At 55.6% G+C, this 20838-nt stretch carries 19 protein-coding genes; 7 read left to right on the top strand and 12 right to left on the bottom strand.

Annotated elements, in window-relative coordinates; genetic code table 11:
* Nucleotides 1–17 precede the first annotated feature (17 nt).
* Nucleotides 18–2837, bottom strand: a complete 2820-nt coding sequence (locus QMF38_RS08125) for a 2-oxoglutarate dehydrogenase E1 component (protein ID WP_281759148.1) — start codon at nt 2835–2837, stop codon at nt 18–20.
* A 226-nt stretch (nt 2838–3063) separates the two neighbouring features.
* Between QMF38_RS08125 and QMF38_RS08120 the strand changes: the two genes are divergently transcribed.
* The 4 genes from QMF38_RS08120 to QMF38_RS08105 are packed head-to-tail and all read left to right on the top strand — an operon-like array spanning nt 3064 to nt 7543.
* Nucleotides 3064–4227, top strand: a complete 1164-nt coding sequence (locus QMF38_RS08120; protein WP_281759147.1) for a mannosyltransferase family protein — start codon at nt 3064–3066, stop codon at nt 4225–4227.
* A gap of 58 nt (nt 4228–4285) precedes the next feature.
* On the top strand, nt 4286–5260 hold the full coding sequence (locus QMF38_RS08115; protein ID WP_281759146.1) for an AAA family ATPase: 975 nt from the start codon (nt 4286–4288) through the stop codon (nt 5258–5260).
* A 4-nt stretch (nt 5261–5264) separates the two neighbouring features.
* Nucleotides 5265–6344: a DUF58 domain-containing protein gene (locus tag QMF38_RS08110; protein WP_281759145.1), complete on the top strand. Its 1080-nt coding sequence runs from the start codon at nt 5265–5267 to the stop codon at nt 6342–6344.
* The gene (locus QMF38_RS08105) at nt 6341–7543 is read left to right on the top strand and encodes a hypothetical protein (RefSeq protein WP_281759144.1); all 1203 of its coding nucleotides are present in this window, start codon (nt 6341–6343) and stop codon (nt 7541–7543) included. Before QMF38_RS08110 ends, QMF38_RS08105 begins: the two co-directional genes overlap by 4 nt.
* Here the strand turns inward: QMF38_RS08105 and QMF38_RS08100 are convergent.
* Both QMF38_RS08100 and QMF38_RS08095 read right to left on the bottom strand, forming a co-directional pair.
* Nucleotides 7519–8514: a type I phosphomannose isomerase catalytic subunit gene (locus QMF38_RS08100; protein ID WP_281759143.1), complete on the bottom strand. Its 996-nt coding sequence runs from the start codon at nt 8512–8514 to the stop codon at nt 7519–7521. The genes QMF38_RS08105 and QMF38_RS08100 overlap by 25 nt on opposite strands.
* The gene (locus QMF38_RS08095; protein WP_390854279.1) at nt 8502–9512 is read right to left on the bottom strand and encodes a 2-hydroxyacid dehydrogenase; all 1011 of its coding nucleotides are present in this window, start codon (nt 9510–9512) and stop codon (nt 8502–8504) included. The genes QMF38_RS08100 and QMF38_RS08095 overlap by 13 nt, the downstream gene beginning before the upstream one ends.
* A gap of 145 nt (nt 9513–9657) precedes the next feature.
* On the opposite strand from QMF38_RS08095, the gene QMF38_RS08090 reads away from it, so the two are divergent.
* Complete coding sequence (locus QMF38_RS08090) at nt 9658–10128, top strand: anti-sigma factor family protein (protein ID WP_281759141.1); 471 nt, start codon at nt 9658–9660, stop codon at nt 10126–10128.
* Between the two features lie 129 nt (nt 10129–10257).
* Here QMF38_RS08090 and QMF38_RS08085 read toward each other — a convergent pair whose 3' ends face one another.
* The 7 genes from QMF38_RS08085 to QMF38_RS08055 all read right to left on the bottom strand — a co-directional run bounded on the left by QMF38_RS08085 (nt 10258) and on the right by QMF38_RS08055 (nt 16231).
* Nucleotides 10258–11421: a Gfo/Idh/MocA family protein gene (locus QMF38_RS08085; RefSeq protein ID WP_281759140.1), complete on the bottom strand. Its 1164-nt coding sequence runs from the start codon at nt 11419–11421 to the stop codon at nt 10258–10260.
* A 31-nt stretch (nt 11422–11452) separates the two neighbouring features.
* Entirely contained in the window at nt 11453–12496 is a 1044-nt protein-coding gene (locus QMF38_RS08080; protein WP_281759139.1) for a Gfo/Idh/MocA family protein, read from the bottom strand.
* A gap of 13 nt (nt 12497–12509) precedes the next feature.
* Nucleotides 12510–13478: a sugar phosphate isomerase/epimerase family protein gene (locus tag QMF38_RS08075; RefSeq protein ID WP_281759138.1), complete on the bottom strand. Its 969-nt coding sequence runs from the start codon at nt 13476–13478 to the stop codon at nt 12510–12512.
* A gap of 37 nt (nt 13479–13515) precedes the next feature.
* Nucleotides 13516–14265 (bottom strand): sugar phosphate isomerase/epimerase family protein, encoded by a 750-nt coding sequence (locus tag QMF38_RS08070; RefSeq protein ID WP_281759137.1) that lies wholly within the window; start codon nt 14263–14265, stop codon nt 13516–13518.
* A 1-nt stretch (nt 14266) separates the two neighbouring features.
* Nucleotides 14267–15109, bottom strand: coding sequence for a sugar phosphate isomerase/epimerase family protein (locus QMF38_RS08065; RefSeq protein ID WP_281759136.1), 843 nt, complete (start codon nt 15107–15109; stop codon nt 14267–14269).
* On the bottom strand, nt 15106–15543 hold the full coding sequence (locus QMF38_RS08060; RefSeq protein WP_281759135.1) for a VOC family protein: 438 nt from the start codon (nt 15541–15543) through the stop codon (nt 15106–15108). The genes QMF38_RS08065 and QMF38_RS08060 overlap by 4 nt, the downstream gene beginning before the upstream one ends.
* Nucleotides 15544–15679: 136 nt before the next feature.
* Nucleotides 15680–16231 (bottom strand): CBO0543 family protein, encoded by a 552-nt coding sequence (locus QMF38_RS08055; protein ID WP_281759134.1) that lies wholly within the window; start codon nt 16229–16231, stop codon nt 15680–15682.
* Between the two features lie 209 nt (nt 16232–16440).
* Between QMF38_RS08055 and QMF38_RS08050 the strand changes: the two genes are divergently transcribed.
* Both QMF38_RS08050 and QMF38_RS08045 read left to right on the top strand, forming a co-directional pair.
* A complete protein-coding gene (locus tag QMF38_RS08050; RefSeq protein WP_281759133.1) occupies nt 16441–17019 on the top strand; it encodes a hypothetical protein in 579 nt (192 codons plus the stop codon).
* Nucleotides 17020–17222: 203 nt separating this feature from the next.
* Nucleotides 17223–17819, top strand: coding sequence for a YdeI/OmpD-associated family protein (locus QMF38_RS08045; protein ID WP_281759132.1), 597 nt, complete (start codon nt 17223–17225; stop codon nt 17817–17819).
* A gap of 163 nt (nt 17820–17982) precedes the next feature.
* On the opposite strand, the gene QMF38_RS08040 is transcribed toward QMF38_RS08045, so the two are convergent.
* Both QMF38_RS08040 and kdpC read right to left on the bottom strand, forming a co-directional pair.
* Nucleotides 17983–20247 (bottom strand): universal stress protein, encoded by a 2265-nt coding sequence (locus QMF38_RS08040; RefSeq protein WP_281759131.1) that lies wholly within the window; start codon nt 20245–20247, stop codon nt 17983–17985.
* Nucleotides 20244–20837: a potassium-transporting ATPase subunit KdpC gene (kdpC, locus tag QMF38_RS08035; RefSeq protein ID WP_281759130.1), complete on the bottom strand. Its 594-nt coding sequence runs from the start codon at nt 20835–20837 to the stop codon at nt 20244–20246. The genes QMF38_RS08040 and kdpC overlap by 4 nt, the downstream gene beginning before the upstream one ends.
* Nucleotide 20838 lies beyond the last annotated feature (1 nt).

Here is a 20838-nt window from a genome sequence, read left to right as displayed (position 1 = left end):
TTCCTCCCCAATCGCACTCAGTTGATGTCATTCGCCAAAGCAGCTTGCAAAATTTCTGCCTGCACTCGGTTATGAACGTCTGGTGAACTTTCGGCGACAAACCCCTGCTCAGGCCGCCCGATATACCGCAGACGCACGCCTTCCGGCAACAAATCTTGCAAGTGCGGCCGCATATATGCCCAAGGTCCTTGATTCTGGGGTTCTTCTTGCAACCAAACGACTTCTTTAAGGTTCTCGTACGCCACTAGAACTTCCTGCAACTGCGAGCTCGGCAGTGGGTACAACTGCTCAACGCGAGCCGTCGCGATATGAGCCGTTTCACTTGCCTCGCGCTTTCCGATCTCGGCCGTCAGTTCAACCCCGACTTTGCCGCTCGACAAGACGAGTCGACGCACCTTTTTTGCGGCCGTTTTCGCAATCGCCTTATGCAATACGGGTTGGAAGCGCCCTTCGCAAAAGTCCGCCGCCTTGGACGCCGCGGCAGCACTGCGCAACAAGCTCTTCGGCGTCATCACGACGAGTGGCCGAGCATCGGTACCCAAGCGAGCCGCCTGCCGACGCAGCAGGTGGAAATACTGTGCCGACGTCGTGACATTCGCAACGACGATATTGTTGCGGGCAGCCAGCTGAAGGAAACGTTCCACACGTGCACTCGAGTGCTCGGACGCCTGACCTTCGAAACCGTGTGGCAAAAGCAATACCAATCCGGACGCTTCGCCCCACTTCGATCGCGCCGCTGCGAGGAACTGGTCAAACATTGGCTGGCCGACATTCGCGAAGTCGCCAAACTGGGCTTCCCACAAGACAAGCGTCTCTGGTGCCTCGATGTTGTACCCGTACTCAAAACCAATGACGGAGGTTTCCGAGAGCGGGCTGTTATAGACCACAAAGCTCGCTTGAGCACCCGGCAAATGCTGTAGCGGCGTGTATTTATGGCCGTTGTTCACATCGTGCAAAACGAGATGGCGCTGCCCGAAGGTTCCTCGTTCGGAATCCTGCCCCGTCAAACGGATGGGCGTGCCTTCACGCAAAATGCTACCAAACGCCAGGGCCTCCGCATGTGCCCAGTCGATGTCCCCGCTATCCACCGCATCGCGGCGCCGCTCCAGAATGCGACGCAACTTCGGATAAACCGTAAAGTTCGGCGGCGTGTCGAGCAGAGAGCGATTGATCTCGCGCAGGTCGTCGATCGAGACCGGCGAAGCTTCCTCTGTTTGCTCGGAGAAATCCTCCACCTTGGCCGTCACGTGGACCTCTGGATACTTCTTGTAGGCTTCCAGCAGTTGTTCATCGATTTCTTGATCGATCCGCGCAATTTCCGCCGCGTCAATGGCTCCACGCGACTGCAGTTCCGCCGCATACAACTCCTTGACCGTCGGATGCGACGCAACCTTCGTATAGAGTACGGGTTGTGTCATGCTCGGATCGTCCGACTCGTTATGACCCCAGCGGCGGTAGCCGACGAGATCGATCACGACATCTTTGTGGAAGGTCTCGCGGAATGCGAACGCGAGTCGAATGGCGCGAATACAGGCCTCCGGATTATCCGCCGAGACATGCACGACGGGCATGTCGTAGCCCTTGGCGATATCGCTGGCGTAGCGGGTCGAGCGGCCCTGATCCGGATCAGCCGTGAAACCGACGTGGTTGTTGGCGATAATGTGCACGGTGCCCCCGGTGTAGTAGCCAGGAATTTGCGAGAAGTTGAGCGTCTCCGCAACAACACCTTCGCCCGGAAATGCCGCGTCGCCGTGAACGAGAATCGGAAACGCCTTGTGCACGTCTTGAATCGGTTGCCCTGGACGCGTCCGATCCTCCTGCGCGGCGCGCGCCATTCCTTCGATCACAGGGTTGACCACTTCCAGGTGGCTTGGGTTGTTGGCCAGCACATAGCGAGCCTTGCGCCCATTGGCATCGGTGAAGACGCGCGTCCAACCCTGATGGTATTTGACGTCGCCGCCCCAGCCGCGCTCATACTCAGCCAACTCTTCGTCACTGGCGAGTTCGTTGCCCGTGTGGAATTCTGCAAAAATCCGCTCGTAAGGCTTTTTTAACACATGCGCAAGTATGTTGAGACGACCGCGGTGTGCCATGCCGACGATCACGTTGGGACAGCCTGCATCGACAGCCAGCGTTGCAAGCGCATCCACCATTGGCACGAGCGCATCCAGGCCTTCGACAGAAAAGCGCTTTTGTCCAGCAAAGCGCCTGTGCATAAACCGTTCAAACATTTCCGCCTGCGCTAGCTGGCGGTACAACTGCTTCTGCTCTTCCACGCTGAGCTGCGTGTGAAAGCGGCGGCTCTCGACTTGCTCGGCCAGCCATTCGCGTTCCTGGCGATTCGCCAAGTGCGCAAATTCGTAACCGAGATCGCGACAATATACGGCCTTCAGTGCCTCTACGGCCGCACGTGCATCGCGTGCCTGCCCGGCGACCGGACCACCGACGATGGAAGCTGGCAATTGAGACAGGTCAGACTCGATAATTCCATAGGTGGACGGTTCCAACTCAGGGGAGGACTCGGCAGGAAACATAGGATCTGTGTCGGCAGCGAGGTGTCCGTATGTACGGATGCTACGCACATATTCTGCAACGCGTGCAACGGCGTCCGGCGACACACCTACCCCGCCAACCGCGGTGTGGACTTCACGCGTTTCTAGCGAAGTGGCGACAGCTTGCCCCGGATCTCCATAGCGATTAAACATCTCGCGCGTTTCTGCGCTCACAGCGTTCGGATCGCGCTTGTACTCCTCATACAGTTCCAGCAAGTACCCAAAATTCGGCCCGAAGAATTGTTGCCAGAATGATTGCAACGGTACAGGCTGCTCGTTCTCCATCGTAAACCCCTCTTCCATATCTCTGGGCGCACCAAGAGATACAATACTCCTTTTTCGGGAATATTGCATGGACAACACGGAAAATTTCCAAGCAGGAATTCGACCATGATGTCAGAGAATGAATAGATCGGGACAGTCGCGTTCCCATTTCCGTTTTCTATGTATACCACACTCGGAATTTACACGCAAAACCTGAGACACCCAACCGAGAGAACGGAGACAGACGATGTTCAACAGCGCTCGCGTGCGCCATCTGGCCACCGCCGCCGCCGCCCATTACGCCGTGATTTTCGCTGGTATCTTCGCGCCTGTTGGCGACGCGGCCAGCCGCATTCACATGACGGGCACTTTTGCAGACAACTTTATCCAATGGGACAGCCAATGGTTTGTCGATATCGCCAGATACGGGTATCTGTTGCCCCTTGCCGTACAAAGGACGTTCATTCCTACGGGCAACGTCGTGCCTTTCACGCCTGCCTTCAAAGGAGCGGCCTTTTTGCCAGGGCTACCCGTGGTCGTGCGCATCCTCGGCCCTATTTTAGCGCTCGTGTTGGTCAATCTCTTATTTCTATGCGCTTTGGCTCTCATGTACAGAATCGTGGAGAACGAGCGGCCTGCTCGAGCTTTTCCAACCGTCCTGCTGTTCGCGGTCGGGCCGTGCGCCATCATCTTTAGTTCTCTATACACAGAATCCTTCACGTTGTTCGCCGTATTGCTCATCATGTACGGCTTGCAAAACCCAATGTCCTCGCGGCGATACTGGATCGCCTGCGTCGGCGCGTGCATGGCAACCGCATTTCACGATCTCGGCGCCTTTGCTGCTCTCTTTGCCATCCGCCTGTTCCGCCTGCGCATGCCGGTTCGCGGCTTGTTCTTTCTCGCGTGCCTGGTCCTCGTCCCAGCTTGTTACGAGTGGTACTTATGGAGCCATTTCCACACGCCGTTCGCGCTTTTGACGGCCGAAGACAGTTGGCATCGGCACTGGAGTGCCCCGCTTACCAACGCGCTCGACGCCATCGTCGGCGGTCAGTTTACCACCATCACGGCGGTCACGCTCGCCGTCGCCTGCCTTGTAGCTTGCCAGGCGTACGTGGCGCTTCGTTGCGACTTCCGCCTGTGGGCCACACCGGGCCAAGGTATCGTCTGCAGTCTTGAGACATGTCTTTGGATGGCCGCCATTCTGTTCTTAGGGTTGTGTGCCAACATGCCGAATAATCCGCTGGAGAGCGTGCTCCGCTTCTACGCTATCCTCTGGCCTGCCAGCCTTCCTGTCGCGCGCTGGCCACAAGCGGACCGTGCCACACCGGCTTTTTGGCTGGCACTCATCGGCTTTGCTGCAACGGCGACACTCGGATCGGCACTGTTTAGTCACGGCTGGTTCTTCCAGTAAACATTTTACGGTACAATTCAATGCAAGAGCTGTCGACTGCGGAAATGAGGTATTCAATATGGCGGAAACCATGCAATCACATGCATCCACCGAGGCATTGCAAGAGGAATTGAAATCTGTGGTGGAAGGTTTAAACCAAGTGGTCATCGGCCAACGCGAAGCAATTGAGCTGCTGCTCGCCGCATGCCTGGCCGGTGGTCACGCGCTGTTGCAGGACGTGCCTGGTACCGGCAAGACAAGGCTGGCGTCGTCACTTGCCACGGCCCTGGGCCTGTCGTTTCATCGCGTCCAAGGCACACCCGATCTCTTGCCCGCAGACATCGTCGGAACCACCATCTATCACCCAGCGGATGAGCAATTCCGCTTTCATCCAGGCCCTATCTTCACCAACGTCCTACTGATGGATGAAATCAACCGCGCCACACCCAGGACGCAATCGGCACTGTTGGAGGCGATGGCGGAAGGACAGGTTTCGGCGGATGGCCAAACCATGCCATTACCGCGGCCCTTCTTCGTGATCGCAACCGCCAACCCCGTCGAGTCGCAGGGCGTGTTCCCACTTCCCGAAGCCCAACTCGATCGATTCCTCGTCCAAATTCGCCTTGGCTATCTCGACGCCGATCTCGAACTGGCCATGGTCAAGCGCGTCGCGTTCGGTCACGATGCGCCTGTCGCTCAGCTGCTTGCGCCCGAAAAGGTAGTTACTGCCCAGGAAGCCGTCCGTCAGGTCTACATCAGCGAAGATGTGCTGCGCTATCTCATCAATCTTTGCCGGGCCACGCGCAGCCACGATCAAATTATCCTTGGTGCGAGTCCGCGCGCCATTGTGCTATTGACCCGCCTGACGCAGGCTATCGCATTTCTGGCCGGGCGCTCGTTCGTCACGCCAGACGACGTCCAACGCGCATTCCCAGCCGTGATGTCGCATCGCCTGCAACTCGATATTGGCTGGATGGACAGCGCTGCTAGCGAGCGCGTTCTAAGCGAGATCGTCGCATCTGTCCCCGTGCCGCACGAGCGGGAAGAAGGTTGAACCGATGCTTGCACTGTTGTGGATTCCCATACTGCTTATCCTGGCTGTATGGGCATGGCCGCGCGCCTTCACGGCCGGTGTAGAAGGCAAAGTGACCACTGCGCTCGCATGTGACCGACATGAATGTGATATCGGCGAGCCTGTGCAGTTGCAGATTAAACTGGTCAATCGTTCGTTTTTACCCATTCCGTTTGCGGAAATATGCGTCACATTGCCACCGCAACTGTCGTTTGACGAAACCGGAGAACGAAGTCGTATGACCTTTGGGACGTATATCCTCTCGCGCAGCCGGGTGGACATGACCATCACGGTATACGGGTTGCGGCGAGGCCCCGCGACCGTCGCCGACGTCGCCGTGCACATGCACGAAGGTTTTGGGATTTCCAAGGTTTATATCAACATGCCAGAGCCCGTACGCATCGCCGTACGGCCCAACCCGTTGCCAATGCCAGGCCTGCGACCGCCAATCGCGATTCACGGCAGACACCCGCTTGAACGTCCGTTATTTCCCGATGAGACGCTTATCAAAGGCGTCCGCCCGTACGAGTATCGCGATCCTGCACACGCCATCCACTGGCGCGCCAGCGCTCGACTCGGCCAACTTGTTGCAAAACAATACTTTAGTTCGACCGAGCCCAGCATCGCCATCCTGCTAAATGCCCAAACGGGTGATCCGTTTTGGATAGGTGCCGACAGCGACGCATTTGAGCCGCTCTGCGGTTACGCACTGCACGCCGCCCGTGAAACGGATCGCGCAGGGGGACGCATCCTGTTTGCCACGAACGCAGCTTGTGGCGCACGCACGCGCCTCGTCATCGACACCATGCCGACCGTTCGCATTGCATCGCTGCTGGCACATGCGCAACCCCTTGCAGCGGCGGACTTTGGTGAGCTGTTGCGCGCCCTGGCTTCGCGACGAGCGGATCTGCCAGATCACATACTCGTTTTAAGCGCTTACGAATCGCCCGTCCACGGTCATCTTCTCGAGCTGTTGCGTAGGCAAGGCAAGCGCATCGAGATCGTCCGAGCGCGATGGGAACAACCGTCAGGCACTGAAGAAAGGGAAGAGGTGAGTGGAGAGTGAACAATGCGCAAATGGGTCAGGTCGTAAATCTAGGCGAAGGAGGCTACTTGCCCTGGCCGCATGTTTCGCGTGGCCTGCGCGTCTCTGTGAGCCTGCTCCATGGATGTGCCGGAACGCTACTCGCGGCGACACTGGCCTGGGACCACAAATCGGCGACGCTCGCACTTGTCTTCGCATGGCTTGCCTGTACGACCGCAAGTCTGACGACAGCTCGTCTGATGCACAGACTGCGGCCGCCGGTGAGCTTACTTGTGGGACTCGCCACAGCCACTGCCCTTTGCGTCGCACTTGTCGTCCCGACGCGTGCGGGCACGGGATGGATGGCGGCGATTATCGTCTCCGCCCTGCTCGCAAGTGGCCTCAATATGACTTATATGTTCGAGGGAGACGCCGTGCACGCGGGTGCCCGCAATTTGCGATGGATAACAGGCATCGCGGCATTTGGAGCGGTTTTCTACGCACTTGTTCAGGCGCGCGATCCAGCGGCACGCAATGCCGGCGCGGTCGGATTTACCTTCATCTTCACCATGGGCCTGGTCATCGCCCAGATGATGATCATTCGCCGAGCACAGGTGGAGGCGACGAAACTGTCCCAACGTGCGATCCTCTACGCGCCGCTGGGGCTGGCCGAACTCCCGCGCGCGCTCAAGCATCTGCGCCCCATCGTCCGCTATCTGCTGACAGGATTGGCCATCGCGCTCGGCATGCTCGGGTTGGCTTCCTTACTTATGCACTTTGTCAGCCGTTTGCACCTCGCTGGCCGCAGTTCACAAGTCACGCCCAAGCCCCCGTTGCACAGCCATCTGCCGCAGCGGCTGCCGCCTGTACACGCATGGACCGGCGGTACTTCGTGGCTGCTTTGGAGCGCAGTCGCGATTTGCGTGGCGATTGCCATACTGTGGCTTTTGCGCCAGCAAAGGCGACTGGCAAGTGATGTGAACGAGCCCACCGCCGTTGCGATCACGATTGTCCGCCGCTCGGCAAGCGAGGCATTTCGCTTGCAGGCAACAGGGGATCCAACGCGTAAAGCGTACCAGGCGCGTTTACGAACCTGGCACGCTCACGGACATACCATCGGACGAGAGGAGACGCCGCGAGCGTTTGCTATGCGCCTCCCCACGGACGAGCAACAGACGACCGACGCCGATCTGTTGCAACGATACGAACGCGTTCGTTACGGCCGTCCTGGCGAACCATAAAACGTGCGGATCGCAAGGAAATCTCCGGTACAAGCTAATGTATACCCTTGCAGGTCAGACGGAATCAACACTGTATCCCCTGGGACAAGAGACATCGCACGTTCCGTACCATCCCCTGGGTCAAAGCGGAGTTCTCCCTTCCCCTCGACCGCGATCACGACGTCCGGATTCCCAGGCACGCCGTGCGTAACTCCCGCAGAACGTCCGCGTAGCAGGACGCGATCAATCGTGAAGTAAGGACATTCCGCCAATCGGGTCAGCGCAAAGTCCACTTCTTCGTGCAAGATCCGTGGTTGGTCCATGGGCTGCGCGGGTTCACCGTAGACCAGCACGTCGGCCGCCTTGTCGACGTGTAACTCGCGCGGCTTCCCGCTTGCGTCCACCCGATCCCAATCATACACGCGGTACGTGACGTCCGACGTCTGCTGAATCTCGAGGACCTTTGTGCCAGCCAAAAGCGCGTGTAACGTGCGCGCCGGGACAAACACTAAATCCCCCTTCTGAATCGGTAGGTAGTTCAGGTAGTCGCGCACCTGGCCTTCTGCAACCGCTCGCAGATAGGTTTCGCGATCAGGGAAGGTGTGTCCGTAATTCACCTTTCCATCCGATTTAGCATCAAGAACGTACCAAGCCTCTGTCTTCCCGAAATCCCCCTCGTGCTCCCTGGCATACGCATCATCGGGATGGATCTGCACAGACAAATCGCTCTCGGCCTCCAGATACTTGATAAGGAGTGGAAAGCGCCCTTGCGGGGAGCGTCCCAAGTACGCACCTGGATGCTCCTCGGTCAACTCCGCAAGCGTTCGCCCTGCAAGCGGGCCATCCGCGACGACGCTCATGCCGTTGGGATGACCAGACAGCACCCAGTACTCCCCAATAGGTTCGTCCACCTGCACCCCAAACGTCGATTTCAGCGCGTGCCCGCCCCAGATACGCGGCATTGGCACGGGTTTAAACTTCACTGGCCACACGACTGCGACAACTCCTTTGCGAGATCCTGAAGCTCAGGCACAATTTTGGCGTCCTGAATGCGTCCTTCGATCACGGCAATCAGGTTGTCGATAGCCAGTTGACGCATCGCGTCCCGCGTCGCATGCGTCGCCGAACCGATATGTGGCAATGCGACGACGTTAGGCAGCTTGAGAAGTGGGTGATCATGTGGCACAGGCTCCTGCTCGAAAACATCGAGTCCTGCGGCGCGGATGCCGCCGCTCGTGAGCGCCTCATATAACGCTGTCTCATCGACGGTTTTACCGCGAGAAATGTTGATGAAGATGGCCGAAGGCTGCATCTTGGCGAACATCTGGCGGTTCATCAAACCGACCGTCTCTTTCGTGAGCGGCGTAAGAAGCACGACAAAGTCAGATGCCGCGAGCAGATCCGGTAAGTCGAGGTACACGGCCTGTAATTCCTGCTCCACGCTTTCATGGCGAGAGCGACTGTTGTAGAGCACATTCATGCCAAATCCGAGGCGCGCCCGGCGCGCTACGGCATGCCCAATCCGCCCCATCCCCACAATCCCCAAGGTCCTGTGGTGCACATCGACGCCGTACAACACTTCGTCGTCTCCGCGCTGCCAGTGGCCCTGCCGTACATAGGCATCAAGTTCAACCACTCTGCGAGCGGTCGCAAGCATCAGAGCAAAAGCGAGATCGGCCACCGTTTCATCGAGGACGCCAGGCGTGTGGGCTCCAAGCACGCGGTGCTTGCGCATGGCTGGGATGTCAAAGTGGTCGTATCCGACCGAAGAGGTGCTTACAACGCGTAGACGCGGGGCTGCCGAAAGCAAGGTCTCATCGACGCGCGTGCCACTGGTAAGCAGCGCATCCGCGTTGGCAATGGCGTCAAATAAGAACGATTTAGCAAGCGGTCCTTCGCCTTCCCAAGCAACGACCTCGCCCACGGTGGCCAGCCTGGCTCGTTCGGCAGCGCGAAGCGGTTTCGTCGAAAGTATACGAACCACATACATCCCCCCACATATACTTTTCTCAATGCCACTCTACACCTTCCCTCAAGGTGAAGAAAGGGGCTTCTCAACAAGCGCATTTCGTGGTTTACTGAGACCAATGGCAGTATCGGGACGTTGTACACATTTTGAAAAAGGTGGGAATCGGTTGGACAACCCATCCATCTGTTCGCTGTGTGTCGATTATGCGTTGGGAGAATTGTCAGATGAACTTCTGAAGAAGCGGTTTGAGCGTCATCTCGGCCACTGTCACACTTGCCAGCGCGACGTACTGGAATACCGCGAATTGATTGATATGTTCGAGCCTCGGTCGGAAGCGGAATTGCATGCTCAACAGCAGCGGAAATTGGCTGAAGTCATACCATTCCCCAATCCCTCGCGGGCCGACATCCGGACTCGCGCGGTCAGGTATGCCCGACGTAGACATCTCACGGCGTTGACACTGTCGGCGGCGCTTTTATTGATGAGCTTTTTAAGCATCACGGGAGATCACGGTAAATACAGCCGCGCCATCGGTTTTGCCATCACGTGGCATCGCATTTCGCACGTTTCCCGCACGCTCATGGCAAAGGGCGAACAGCTCACGGACAAAATTCATATCAAGCATGGTCTGCTTTAAAAGGGTCAATCGACGTGTGTCGATTGACCCTTTTTAACGTCCACTTGCCTCAGAGGCGCGATGCCGGAGGACGCACCACATCATGCCAAGCCTGTTCCTATCCGAGCGACAACCGTCGACTCAGGAACATCACCGATACTCGACCGTTTCCCACTGTTTTGTTGCGGCGGATCGCTCCACCGTATGCAGAATACATTGGTTACGAACGCCGTCTTCAAAATCTGGCTTGCACGGCGAACCATCCACCAAACTCTTAAAGAAGGTCGCAAACAGGTTCATAAAGGTGTGTTCGTAGCCAATAATGTGGCCAGCGGGCCAATATTTGTCTGCAAACGGATGTACTGGCTCCGTGCAATTGATGGTCCGGAAGCCCTGCAATCCAGGTTCGTCGTCCTCCAAATACACGTGCAAAAGATTCATATTTTCCAAATCCCAACGCAGGGATCCGCGCTCACCGTTGATTTCGAAGCGATTGCCATTACGGTTACCTGCCGCAAAACGCGTCGCCTCGAACACACCTAGCGCGCCGTTGTCAAAATGCGTCAGAAATGCGACCGCATCGTCGACATCCACGTTTCCCGTCTGCGAGCGATCCGCACGTGCCTCCAAGCCGCCAGCCATCTCGCCGAGCGGCCGCTCTTTGATGAAAGTCTCCATGGTCGCCGCGAGATCGCGTACTTCCCCGACTAAAAACCGCGCAAGATCGAGAATATGTGCGCCGATATCGCCAAGCGCCCCAGACCCTGTGACTTCTTTGCGCAAGCGCCACACGAGGGGGAAGTTCGGATCCATGATCCAATCCTGCAAATACTGAGCCCGGAAGTGATAAATTCTGCCAAGTCGGCCATCGTCGATGAGCCGTTTCGCCAACTGCACCGCTGGGGCGTAGCGATAATTGTGACACAGCAACGCGCGTACACCGCTTTTTTCAACGGCTTCACGCATACGCACCGCTTCCTCGACGGTCATCGCCAAAGGCTTCTCACAAATCACATGCTTGCCTGCCTGCGCCGCCGCAATCGCCATCTCGGCATGGGCGACGTTGGGCGTCACGATGTCGATCACGTCGATGTCGTCGCGCTCAATGAGCCGACGCCAGTCCGTATCGTAAGAGGCAAAGCCATATTGCTCTGCCGCTTGGCGAACCGCCTCTTCATTGCGGCCCGCGATTGCCTGTAACACAGGTGTCACAGGCAAATCGAAGAAAAAATCGAGATCGCGAAACGCGTGGCTGTGTGCCTTCCCCATAAACTGATAGCCAATCATGCCGATTCTCAGTGCCCGTTTCGACATGCCGATCCTCCTTCAATACCCCTGGGCCGACTTACAGCCGCACGGCTTCTCCGAGTTCAGCGGATCGATACAGACCATTGAGAATCCGCTGCAGTTTCACGCCCTGTTCCGGCGTCGAAAGCGGCGGTTCGCCACCCAAACATGCGTCGACGAACCGTTTGATCTCGCGCTCATAAGGCGAAATATCCGGAAGGAATGCTGGGCTGACATCGATGAGCGCACCGTGCTTTTCCTGATAAATCTCCAGTGGGAAGACGTTGGCTCCGCCTGCGTCACCCATCAGCTTGACGTTCATCTCGTCACGGATTTTGACATTGGCTGCAAACGCCGACTCCAGGACGAGCGTCGCGCCGTTGGCAAACTGGACGAAACCGCGCGCCATGTCCTCGACCGTAAAGTTTTCATAGTCCCAGTCGCCAAGCAAGCCAACGCCCTTGCGCGTACCCAGCTTCTGATATGTCGCGCCAAAGACCATCGTCGGTTCTGGATAGCCCATCAAGAACAGCGCCGCATCGAGCATATGGCAACCGATGTCGATGAGTGGACCGCCGCCTTGCAGTGCCTTGTTGGTAAACACACCCCACCCCGGAATGCCGCGCCGGCGCATCGCGATGGCTGTCGCCGCGTAGATGTCGCCAAGCTCTCCTGCATCGATAAAGCGCTTTAAAGTATCGACTTCTTTCGAATGGCGGTAGTGAAATCCATACGAGAGAAATTTCCCGGCCCGCTTCGCGGCATCTGCCATCTCCTGAGCCTCTTCCACCGTCATCGCCGGTGGCTTTTCACACAAGACGTGGCATCCTGCATTCAGGGCCGCGATCGACGCATCTTTGTGGAACTTGTTCGGTGTGCACACGCTCACGACATCGAGCTTGGTCCCTGCCAGCATCTCATCGACCGTGTGGTACACGTTCGGGATCGAAAATTTTTCTGCGGCTTCCTGGGCTTTCTCGAATGCGACGTCGCAAATCGCTACAATTTCAACTTTATCTCCGCACTTCAGGTAGTTCGGAATGTGCACCTGTTGTGCGATCCCACCGGCACCCACAATACCTACGCGCAATGTGTCCGCCATCTGACGCTCCTCCTTATGCCCACCACATCTGTTGCAATTTTTCGCGAATGATCAGCGGCTTTAAAAAGTCGACCGCCTTCTGGAACCCCTCTTCAATCGACATCAGGCTGTCCTCATGTTCAATGGAGACAGCGCCTTCATAACCCGCGAGTTGCAAGGCACTGATGATGTCCACCCAGGTCTGGCTGTCGTGACCATAGCCCACCGTGCGGAAGATCCAGGAACGCTCCTTCTCTTTGGCGTACGGCTTGGTATCCAGTACCCCGTTGACGGCGACGTTGTGACGATTGAAACCAGTATCCTTGGCGTGCACGTGGAAAATGGCGTTATGTTGAGCAAGGGCATGAATCGCCTCAACAGGGTCAATGCCTTGCCAAAACATGTGGCTCGGGTCAAAGTTCACGCCAATCTGCTCACCGCAAGCCTGCCGCAACCGAATCATCGTCTCCGCGTTATAGACCACAAAACCTGGATGCGCTTCGATCGCGACGCGCACACCGCGCTCTTTCAGAAAGGTATTCATCTCGGTCCAGTACGGAATGACCTTTTCGTTCCACTGCCAGTCTAGTACCTGAGAAAACTCCTCCGGCCACGGGCAGGTGACCCACACAGGATTTTGCGAGTGTTCCGACTCACCCGGGCAACCCGAGAAGGTGTTCACCGTGTCGACGCCAAGCAGTGCAGCCAGTTCAATGGTCTCCCGCAGCTCGCGCTGTGCCAGTTCCCGCTTCGTCGCGTCCGGGTGCAGAGGATTGCAGTGACAGCTAAGCGCGCTGATGGAAAGTCCCCGCGATGAAATCTCGTCCAGGAACGCCTTGCGCTTGTCGGGGCTGGCGAGCAGCCCTGCGCGATCGCAATGTGCACCGCCCGGATAGCCGCCTGTCCCGATCTCGACCGTATCGACACCGGCCTTGGCAACGTGATCAAGCATCTCAGAAAACGACATATTGCCAAACAGTACGGTAAAAACGCCAAGTTTCATACGAATCCTCCTTCATGCAGGAAACTACATCAAGTGGTTACGCTTTCACGCGCGACTGTAAAAACGCCAGGGACGATTGAATGGCTGCAAGCGGATCCCCCGGACACACATCTTGTTCGACGATATAATAGCGAACACCTGCCGCTTCGGCCGCTGCGATGATGGCAGACCAGTCGAGCACGCCCGATCCGACTTCTGCAAACGCGCCCGTTTCACCGTCGGCGTCCTTCATGTGTAACAAATCGGCGCGTCCACGATAACGCTGCAGATATTCGACCGGGTTATATCCCGCACGATGTGCCCAGTAGACGTCCAGTTCCATCTGTACCCCATCTTCGGCAAGCCCACTTAACAGGGTATCGAGCGCGGTTGAGCCGTCGAATACCTGAAACTCAAAATCGTGGTTATGGTAAGCCAGACGAAGTCCTGCCTCATGCAGCGTCGACGCTGCGCGACGCAAAATGTCAAATAATTGGTCGTAATCCGCCTTCGTTTGTCGGCGCTCCGGAGGCAACCACGGGCAAACGACATAATCGAGCCCTATCTGCTTTGCTTCCTCGACCACCTTGTCCAACTCGCTTTCCAAGCGGACAAGCGGAACATGGCAAGACACAGCACGAATGCCCAGATCATCGAGCAACTCACGCAGTTTGGCAGGCGTATAGCCGCCGTAGGTGTGGAGTTCAACTACGCGATAACCGATATCGCGAACCTTTTTCAGCGTGCCCGCAAAGTCCGATGCGAGCAAGTCGCGCAATGTGTACAGTTGCAGTCCGATTTCAGCCAACTTAACAATCCCCTTTCACATTTGCAATCATCTGCGTCAGGCGTTCAAACGCAGCCTGTGCCCGTTCTTCATTCGATCCGGCAAGTGGCTCCTGATGCAACACTTCGGTTGATACCGGTCCGCGATAGCCGGCTTCATAAAGCGCTCGCAGGAACGGAGCGAGTGGAATTCTCCCGTCTCCCGGCAGGCACCGCCGCTGATCATGCGCCAGTGATGGCTCTTCGATCGCATCGTTTACATGCACATGCACAATCTGTTCCGGTTTTAGAGCAGCGAGATCGTCCGTCGACTCTTCGGCGGTGTACCAGTGGAAACTGTCGATCAAAAAGCCGACATTGGGAGCACCGACAGCTTCTAAAAATATAGCGAGTTCCGCGAGATTCTGGACAAAGGGATACGCGCGATTCCGCAAATGATGCGGACCGACATATTCCAAGCCCAGACGCACCCCATGCGGCATCAAGGCGACGGCGCACTGGCGCAGGCGACGAGCCAAGCGCGAAGCATACGGGACGGGTCGCTCGTCGATCGATGGCCACAGAAATGTGGTGCAGCGAACGGCGCCAAGGCCCACGGCAAAAGCCACCCGTTCCGGCAGCAGAGCGAGATCGCGCACATAGTCGGTCTCATCGGCGTACAGATCGACCGGCAAGCCAAAGCTTGCAAGCGTTAGGCGACGCGATTGAAACATCGCTTCGACACGGGAAGAACTGGTCTTCTCGACTTCCTGGTGAAGCCAATGGAGTGGAACGTCCACCCATTCATAACCGCACTGTACCGCGAGATCCAAATAGGCCTCCAACTCGTTTGTGTCGACGAGCGACGGATGTAGACAAGGTTTCATACGCGGGCCTCACCTGCCAAAGCTGCTCGAGCAGCCGCCTGCGGGGATGCCGGATCCAGTTGCATGAATTCAATTGGATTACCGTCCGGATCGTGCGACCAACATTGCCAGTTCTTGTCCAGGCCTTGTTTGGGCGCGACGTCTAGGGGTGCACCTTTGTCACGCAGGGCCTCGGCAACTTGCTGGATATCGTCGACTTCAAAGCAAAGGTGTGCAAACCCGATGCGATCCGGCGACGAATGCGTTTTCACCGAACCGCCATAAAATAACTCGATGAAACGCCCATCGGGACAGCGCAAATAGACAATCCATGGCGTTCCATCTTCACGATGGATGTCAAATGCCCGATGGCAACCGAGAACATCGCAATAAAAGCGCAACGATGCCTCCATATCTTCAACCGTTAACGCCACATGCCCGATTCCTTGAATCATGGCTTGCCTCCTCGGACTCCTCTTCGAGCGTGCAGCCTTGTGATACGCTCACCGCATGCTGCTGCCCAGATCCCATTGAACCATATCACCCAGGCAAGCCGCCATCACCTATGTGGTCGTCTTATTGCCGATCTGGCTACCTCCCCCGCGATTTTGCCTCAATGGAGAGCAATCTCTGCACGCCCCACTTTGCGCCGCTGGCCAATAGGATGTAGATGGGAATGGAATACAGCGGACTCCAGTGGTACGCCTGATACATATCCAGCCATGTAAACAGAGGTTCGACCGACGAAGCCAGAATTCCCATGATGGCGACAACAGCCACAAATTTCGGCCAGGTCGGGCACAACTGATATACAAGCGTGAACGTGACCGGAATAATGGACAAGTCGATGGGCAGCAGAGGAGGATACATAAACCAGACAAGCCGCTGTCGATATCCCCAGAGCACCAAGTTGGTGCCGATCACGTCCAGAATGCTGGCGACAACACCAATGCAAGAGGCGTATACGAGCATCTCAAACAAACGACGGGGATCCATAAAACGGATCCATACCAGCCATGGTACAAACAATAATGCAACGGACAGCCACCATTGCCAGCGAAACAGTTCATGGCTCACCCAGTACTCGTACAGCAAATGGGATAAGGCTGTGCGGGTCGTTTCGATATCGGCAAAGGAAGGCACCAGTGAATAAACTCCTTTTCGTTTGGATCTGGAGTGTAGTATGTCCAATTTTGCATCGTAAACTTTTCCTCGGAGTCATTGGCGACACCCTCCAGTTGTGGGCAGCGTCAAACCTGTCCCTTACTTCCAAGCATTGCAAATCAACGCCATGCATATGCCTCTATCAAGCAATTGAACTCTGCCCACCAGCGCGTTTGGAGGAATGAATCATGGGGCTCTGCGAGATATTTCAACAGCAGATTATCGAGGCGATGAATCCAGTCACCAATCTACTGCAAACCGTGCAACACGCGCATCATCGCAGAATTCTTGAAAACTATCGACGTCATGTTTACTTGGAAATGGCGGGTGAATTTGAGCAAATTGTCGCACCTGATATGATGGTCGAGGAACCTGTATATCGGATCAACTGGGGCACTCCCATCGTTTTACGAGGCAAGCAAGCTATTGTCGATTTCTATACGAGTGCGCAACAGTTCGTCATGTGGAACTCCGACGATCAAATCGCAGTTGCCGACTGGGGACTTGCGGATGAGTTAACATTCCACTTCATTGCGACGGGTCACATTCTACGCGACTTCGGCGTGCAAACAGAAGATCCCGATGCCTTTTATCACTATACAACCAAGCAAGCCTTTATCTGGCCGTACGACGAACAAGCGCGCTTGATTGGGGAACATCTGTATGTCGATATGACAAGTGCCAAGGTCGAGAGACTGAACACAGATGATGTCGTTACAACCGACTGGGTTCAGCAAACAGCAAAAGCATTACTCAGAACACTTTAAGCAGCGTACTCAAAATGACGGTTTAAACACCATGCTATAACCTCTTGAAGTACAGTGCCCACTCTCACCTGTACCCAGGCTGTCTGTATCAAACAAAGCAGACAGCCTTCGTTCTCCCACAGCGATGTCATTCGCTTCCCCGATAAGCATCCTTTCAGTATAATGAACTCACTCAAGATGTCCCTTACCGAGAAGGAGAATTCATGACGGACCAACGCATAACCAATCCGAAGGTAGACTCCTTTTTTCAAAGGCTGACGACCTGGAAAGAAGAGTTCACCGCAATGCGATCCATCGCCCTAGATTGTGATCTATCCGAAGAACTCAAATGGGGCTGGCCTTGCTATACCAAACAAGGAAAGAACATCGTGCTCATGCATGGGTTTAAAGAGTATTGCGCGTTTTTGTTTTTTAAAGGAGCGCTACTGCCTGATCCCAATCAGATTCTCGTGCAGCAAACCGAAAACGTACAATCGACACGACAAGTTCGTTTTACGACCACTCAAGATATCAGGGCCATGGAAGACGTGCTCAAAGATTATATTCAAAGAGCTATCGAAGTGGAGAAGGCTGGTCTTCAAGTCGAGCGCAAGAAAACCGAGGACTTCCCAATCCCAGAGGAACTCCAAGCCAAGTTTGAGGAGTGTCCTGAACTGAAAGATGCCTTTGGGAACCTGACCCCAGGTCGCCAACGTGCGTATCTGCTCTATTTTGCACAACCCAAACAGTCGAAGACGCGCACCTCTAGAATTGAGAAGTATGTAGATAAGATACTGGAGGGAAAGGGCATGAATGACTAAGCCGCCCCTACTTCGCGCAAACTCTGGGGCGGCTCTAGGATTGGTCTAATCAACGGGAAGTCATCAGTGAATCTTGGGGGTGAAATGGGGTTTTATGGTACATAAAATCTGAATTTGATATGCGAATTATGCGATTTCACCGGTTCCATTCCCCACCACTGTCCTAAGACGAGGACGCTCGATCCGCGTAAGCGACGATATGCAGGTCGACGAATGCTGCCCGATTAAGGACATAGGCAATGGGTCGATGCGTAAAAAGCAAACCTCCCCCCCGATTTATTGACTGCCCCATGACAATCTGCGAAATTTGCCCGCTTGTCGCTGTTTCGACAATGACCTGCCCTACCGACTTATTCAGAGCAGGACGAATTAGAAATGTTGCACCAAACTGCTCAGCAAGCTCCCGCACTGCGGCAAAATCGCGCTCATTCTGACTTGACAGGGGAAATTCAGTTTGCACCGTCAATACGTAGAGTTGCGCTTGAAGGCGATCAGCAATGCGCCAGCCACGCCGAACAAGCGCCTCGGAATGAGGACGATAATTCACACACACCAATATACGCTCAGGATCCGCCTGTGGCGGAGAAGTGAGCGGGCCATCGACAACGTCGGCAACCTCGCGCAAGGCGATTTCGCGCAGCGCCGCTAAATGTGCCGGCTGAAAGAAATGGTTAAGCGCACGCTCAACCTTGTCAGAAGGATAGATTTTGCCTTCTCGCAACCGTTCTATGAGCGTTTCGGGACTGATATCAATGAGCTTCAATTCCGATGCAAGTTTCACAAACCAATCCGGCACTCGCTCCCGTACCGTTACGCCGGTGATATGCTCAATACGATCCTTTAGACTCTCAATATGTTGCACATTTACGGCTGTTGCGACATCAATGCCGTTCTCTAATAAATACAGGATATCCTGGTACCTTTTCTTAAAGACACTTCCCGGAGCGTTTGTATGCGCTAATTCATCCATTAGCACAATCTGTGGCCGCCGTGCTAAAATCGATGCAAGATCCGGCTCTTCATACACCCTTCCACTGTACTCAATTAACCGCTTCGGTATGCGCTCTAAATCACCAATCTGCTCCTCTGTCTCCTTCCGGCCATGCGTCTCAATATGGCCAATAACAACATCAACACCTCGTGCCCTCCAATCGTGGGCGTCTCGCAACATGCGATACGTCTTGCCAACCCCCGGTGCAGCACCGACATGGATGATCAACTTGCCTGGAAGCTTGCGCTCCCGTACAACACGCTCGCTTGCCAAATTCCGTTGCAAAATCGCCTCGGGAGATAACTGTTGCCAACCAACAATACGTAAGTCGACGTACTTCAGCCGACGGAGCAAGTACTGAACTGGATGTTGCCAACTCATAAGCCGACGTGCAGACGCACCCTTGTGAGGCTGTCCCAACACGACCTGCGTGGCGTTTAAACGCCTCGCCACCTGCAGAATAACCTCTCCTACTGGCCGATCCCGCTTTGGCTCAAGCACCCATTCCGCTCCATGCAATTCAGCCAATCGACGCAACGCCTCTACTTCGGCTCGGGCTTTCTCCGTCATTCGGTCCTCGTCCGTTTCTGCAGCGTAGACCACATAGAGATCCCCCTTCATGCGTAAAGCCATCCGCCTTCCACGTTCGATGAGTGCTTCGGCACGTCCCAGATGACTGACGCACACCACGACCACCTCTTTCGCCCCAACCGGTCCAGGAATAGTCTTACGTTCGTACGAATTCTCCAGACGTTCCTCGACGTCGTCCGCCACAGCCCGAAGTGACATTTGGCGCAACCATGCCAAGCGATCCAATCGAAAAAAGTGATTCAGCGCCGTATCTAGCTTATCGAGAGGGTAGATCTCGCCATCTCTCAAGCGTTGGCGCAACGTCTCTGGCGTAACATCTATTACTGTGACCTCATCCGCCTCGCGGAAGAACCAATCTGGTACCACTTCGCGGACTCGCAATCCCAATTCTCTCTGCACTTTGTTCCGGACCGATTCGAGATGCTGCACATTCACCGCCGTCATCACCGAGATCCCATGTTGTAGCAGATAAATCACGTCCTCAAACCGTTTCCTGTGGCGCGCGCCTGGGGGATTCGTGTGAGCCAACTCGTCAATTAAGCAGACGTCCGGATTTCGTAGCAAAATGGCGTGTAGATCCGGCTCTTTAAACGTCGCGTGACCAACTTGCAACATCGCCGGCGGTATGACTTCTAGTCCTTGGAGTAATCTCTCCGTCTCTTTGCGTCCGTGAGTTTCCACGAATCCAACTACGACGTCTGTGCCTTCTCGAAACATCCGATGTGCTTCGTTTAGCATTGTGTAAGTCTTACCCACCCCTGGTGCTGCCCCAATAAACACACGCAAACGACCACGGCGAGCCATCCCCCCGCCTATACCGCTGGCTCCGCGAAACTCTTCTGTCATTTCCCGCTCCCCGCCTGTTTTCCAGTGTGCAAAGCCCCCCAAATCGATAAGTTTAGTTCTATTACGTTCACCATAGGCTCACCGAACAGACCAAGTGCCGGAGCGGACGCCTTGCGTTGAACGAGCGTCTTTAACCACGCTTGCGACAGGCCGGTTGCATCGCTGATTCGCGGAATCTGGTCATACGCATCCTTGAGAGTGATATCCGGATCCAGGCCCGAGCCCGAGGACTCAACCATACTCGTAGGTATCTCTGCAACGGATAAGCTTGGGTTTTGTTTTAATACCGTCCTCAGATTCTTCGATACCTCCTTTACAAGTTCCGGATTTGTCGGGCCAAGATTCGATCCCCCCGATCCGCTTGCATTGTAATTAACAGCTGATGGACGCGCCTGAAACCACATCGGTTGCGGGAATGCCTCGGCAATAAGCTCCGATCCAACCACGCGACCATTTACTTGCACAAGACTCCCTTGCGATTGCCAAGGAAAAGCGATACGACCGACTACCACACCGACAAACGGGTACACAATCCCCAGTAATGCCGCGAACACTACAGTAAAACGCAAACTGCGCAACACATTAATCACA

This window comes from Alicyclobacillus hesperidum subsp. aegles, assembly GCF_027923525.1.
In the GTDB taxonomy this organism is placed as follows: domain Bacteria; phylum Bacillota; class Bacilli; order Alicyclobacillales; family Alicyclobacillaceae; genus Alicyclobacillus; species Alicyclobacillus aegles.
Note: the sequence above shows the minus strand (reverse complement) of the source record. Positions and strands in the feature narration are given on the sequence as shown.